Source organism: Streptomyces sp. NPDC006610 (assembly GCF_040611575.1).
Taxonomy (GTDB): domain Bacteria; phylum Actinomycetota; class Actinomycetes; order Streptomycetales; family Streptomycetaceae; genus Streptomyces.
Map to the genome: position 1 here is coordinate 1 of NZ_JBEXOP010000089.1, position 4,064 is coordinate 4,064.

General features: G+C 68.7%; 2 protein-coding genes. Both read right to left on the reverse strand.

Going from position 1 to position 4,064, the window contains the following annotated elements; translation table 11 throughout:
* A partial coding sequence (locus ABZY13_RS33365) for a DUF6531 domain-containing protein (protein WP_356637551.1) occupies nt 1-651 on the reverse strand: 651 nt, incomplete at its 3' end.
* 874 nt (nt 652-1,525) lie between these two features.
* The gene (locus ABZY13_RS33370; protein WP_356637553.1) at nt 1,526-3,202 is read right to left on the reverse strand and encodes a DUF4157 domain-containing protein; all 1,677 of its coding nucleotides are present in this window, start codon (nt 3,200-3,202) and stop codon (nt 1,526-1,528) included.
* Between the last annotated feature and the right edge of the window lie 862 nt (nt 3,203-4,064).

Sequence of the window (4,064 nt, forward strand, 5' to 3'; positions counted from 1 at the left end):
GATGCGGCCGGAGGAGTCGTAGCGGAAGGTGACCGTCTTGCCCTCGGTGTCGGTGGTAGTGGTGAGGTTGCCGTTCGCGTCGAGGTTCCAGACGGCGGTGCGGCCGGTGTGGTCCTTGGCCTGCCACTGCGAGGGGTAGGTCTTCACCAGGTCGATGAAGCGGCCCGAGCGGGTCTCGGTCAGCTTGAAGCCGCCACTGGCGTTCTGAGCGACGGTGATCGTGCCCTTGTTGCGGTCGGTGACCTTCGTCAGCGTTCCGTACTGGTTGTAGGTCTCCTTCGCGCCCGACTTCCACTTCGTCAGGGTGTAGGTGCCGTCCGTGTTCTTCCTCAGGTCCTGCGAGTAACCCTTCGGCGTGGTGAAGGAGCCGTCGCTGTTCCTGGCGAAGCGGACCGTGGCACCGGAAGCGTCGTAGAAGATCACTTCCGAAGAGCCGACGGACAGGTAGCGCTCGTACTGCTGCCACCAGCGCTGCGAGACCCTGCCCCACGGGGCGTCCAGCGAGTTGTAGGTCCGCGCCAGCTGCAGGCGTTGGCCTACGCCGGCGATGTCGAAGTCCGTCGCCGTCAGCATCAGATTGCCGGTGGAGAAGTCGATCTTCGCCTTCAGAGCGTCCGTGATCGCGAAGCTCGTGTAACGGTGCCAGGGCACATCGCCCTGACCCTCGGGGACGATGCTCAGCGCCGAGGACTGCGCAGTGGTCCCCCCGGACGGCGCCGGCTCGCCGCCTGCCGCCTTGTCCGCGGCCGGCGCGCTCGCGCTGCTCGCGCAGCCACGACGCATGGCCTGGGTCGGCCGGGTTCTTCGAGGGCTGCGACTTGACCGGCAGGTTCGCTCCGACCTTCACCGCCGGCATCTCGAAGTCGGGACTGTCCTTGCCCCATGCCAATGCCGGTTTGCCGTCCGCGGCGGTCGCGCTCGCCGCCGGCAGAACTGCCGCGGCTAAGGCTGCCGCCGCCAGGACCGCTATGGCGGCGCTTGCGGCCGGTGTTTTCCGGGCACGCCGAAACGGCATGCCGAAGGCACGCGTGTGCATGGCTTCCCCCCACAGGAAGACAAATCCCGGCAACCCCAGTGGTCACCAGGCGCCGACAACCTGTCACAGGAATCGCACACGTCTCCGCGCCGTGCCCCTCATCCGAACCGGCATTCGGGCAGGAATCCGCCCTTCCCCTTCAGGCGGGCGAAGAGGGACGAATAGGGTGACGCACCCGCCCGCATCAGTAAGGCGCTGGCGCGTTCGACGCCCGCAACGACGGCCGGAAAGCAAAGATGCGGACGCGCCACCCTGGCCGAGCCTCGATACGGCTTCCCTTTCGCCGGCGCTCGCCGACCCGCGCGACGCATGCCTGCGCGACGTGCCGGTGGCGCGCCCCAGGCGCGACAGGTGTCCGCCGGCCTCAGCCGGGCCGAGGCGCGCCGCCATGGCAGCCGACCCCCTGAGCCTGCGCGCCATCACTGGTCTTCCGGCCCGGCATGGGCGTCCTGGCGGGCAGCCTTCTCCTCGTCCACGCGCTGGTGGGCTTCAGGGGGTCCAGAGGAAGTCGATGGCGGCTGTGGCCTGGGCGAGAGTGACCTGGTCCGTGGTGCTCAGGAACAGCAGGTCGAACGTCTCGTTCGCCACGCCGAGTGCCTGAGGTGTCGTCGTGCGCTGGTTCGCCGCATCGGGCGCTTCGACCTCCAGGTACCTGATCACGTGCTTGGTGACATCGTCCTTCAGCTGTTCCGCGATGATCTTCCGGTCCGCCGGAGTATCCGTCATGAGCTGCAACGCCGTGCGGATCGCCCTGACTACCGCGACCACTGCGCTCTGGGCCTTGGGGGTCGATGCCCTGGAGTTGCTGAGCCGGTTCCACCAGGCGGTCAGCACCTCTGGTGTGGGCGTCGACACGATCTCCCGGCAACCGTTCTGGAGGGCGATGCTCACCGTGTTGATCTCGGAGTTCTCTGCTCCGCCGCCCGCCCACAGGTTTTCGGCGGAACTGTTCATCAGGTACGCCGCTTTCATGAGCACCTGTGCGTGGTCACGGGGAATGCGGTTCTCGTTCCCCAACTGGGCGGGGGGCATCCGCGTGAGGAAACCATCTGCCTCGTCGCTCATCCCCTCGTGCACCCCGGCGCCGAGTTTTCCGGTCAGGTAGGTGATCAGGGCGTCACCTTCCGTGGCGTACGCGCGGTTGAGAAGCCCGCGGATGTTGTGCCAGGCGGTGATGTGCCGCCGGTGCTGCGTCGGCCTCAGCGGCAGGGCCTTCTGCAGGTCCCTGGCGAAGCTCGGTCTGCCTTCCAGCTCTGCGTCGTTGACGCGCAGGGTGCCGAAACCGCCGAGTCCGGGTGCTGCGGTGCCACCGTCCAGAAGGTAGTCGATGATGGCCTGGACGGAGTTCTTCCGGTCGGACACACCAGTAGTTGCCATGGTGTATGCCGTGGACAGTTCGAGGTAAGCGGTGCGTTCTTCGTCGGACGTGGCCTGGAAACCCGGCAGGACCCGCCTGATCTCGTCGAAGCTGTCGCCGTAGTCATCGATCCAGCGGCCGTACGCATCACCGTGGTTCTTCAGCTCCGTGAGAAGTTCGTCCAGCATCTTGCCCTGCGGGGCGGCGGGGGCCGGCCGGTGATCGAGTTGCCGGAGGCCCTCGCGCGGAGCCCGCTGGACCACGGTGTCCGCCTGGTGCTCACCGGGACGTTCCGGGTGGTCCGTGTGCCCGGACCGCGGCGGTGATGTCGCCAGCGCCCGCGCCGCGTTGGCCTCCGCCGCGCGCTCGAAACGGTCCGAGGGATCGGACACCCGCAGCCCGGTTCCGTTGTCGGTGCCCGCGACAGGGCCCTGGCGCTGCTGGATGACGTGGGTGAGTTCGTGGGCGAGGGTGTGCGGGTCGGTGCCGCCGGCGCCGAGGACGACATGGCTGCCGGAGGTGTAGGCGCGGGCTCCGAGGTCTGCTGCGGAGGTCCGGGCTGCGGCGTCGTCGTGGATGCGGACGTCGGAGAAGTCGGCGCCGAGACGGGCTTCCATGTCGGTGCGGGTAACGTCGTCGAGCGGGCGTCCGCGGCTGCGTAGGACGTCGTGGACGGCGGAGTTCTGGGCGCGGGCGGCACTGTCCCCACCGCCCTCGTGCTGAGCAGGGCGTCCGGTCGCCTGCTGCTGGAGCATCCGTACGACGGCGGTGTTGCCCGCTGTGGTCTGCAGGGCAAGCAGGTGCTGCACGGGTGCCGGAGCAGTGGGCGGGGCCGGGCGAGCCGTGTGCCGGGTGGCGTCGCTGTCGGTTCTGTCCGTCCTGCCGCTGGTTTCGCGGGACCGCATCGGCGCCTCCGGAGTGTGTTGAGCCCTGCTTCTGGATAGCCCGGTCCGGTGAGCCCACGCCAGAGGAAAAAGGGCAGCGGCGACGGTAACGAAGGTGCCCCATCAGGCAGTTCATGAGACGGTTCGGATCCTGGCGGCGCGCTGGACGGTCAGCGATCGTCCTTCTGGTCCGGGTCCGGGTTCGGGGCCGGGTGCCGGTACGGGGGTCATGACAAATGTCGGACTGCGGCCCTCCTGGCGGTTCGGGCAATGGGCATGGGAAGCCTCCTTGGCTCCGGGGCGGAGCGAGCGTTCCACGCTCTTGAGAGCGCTCTCAAACCAATGAAGGCGAGCGTGCCCCCGGCCCGCACTCCCCGTCAAGTCCCGAAAAAGCAACGAAACAGCCACGCAACGGAATTTCCGGTTTGCGCGGTTGGCGAGCCGGGCGTGGGCGATCTATTGACAGCGGATTTCAGGAGTCTTACGTTTCGGCACACCTGAGAGCGCTCTCAGGCCAGGGTTCGAACCCGCCCCCCGACGGTCCCGCCGCGGACCACCACCCTCCCCCAGGGCGCCCACTCGCTCTCCGGTGGCCCGCGGCCCCGCCGCCGACGGGACCCCGTCCTCCGCAAAGACATGAGGTGTTCCCCATGCCAGCTCCTCGACCACGGCCGGCCGCCGCGCTGGTCCTGGCCGCCGCACTGGCCGGCGTCGGCCTCGGCCCGGCCGCCACGCCCGCGGCAGCCGCCACCATCACCGTAGGCGCCGGGAGTTACTCCGACACCCG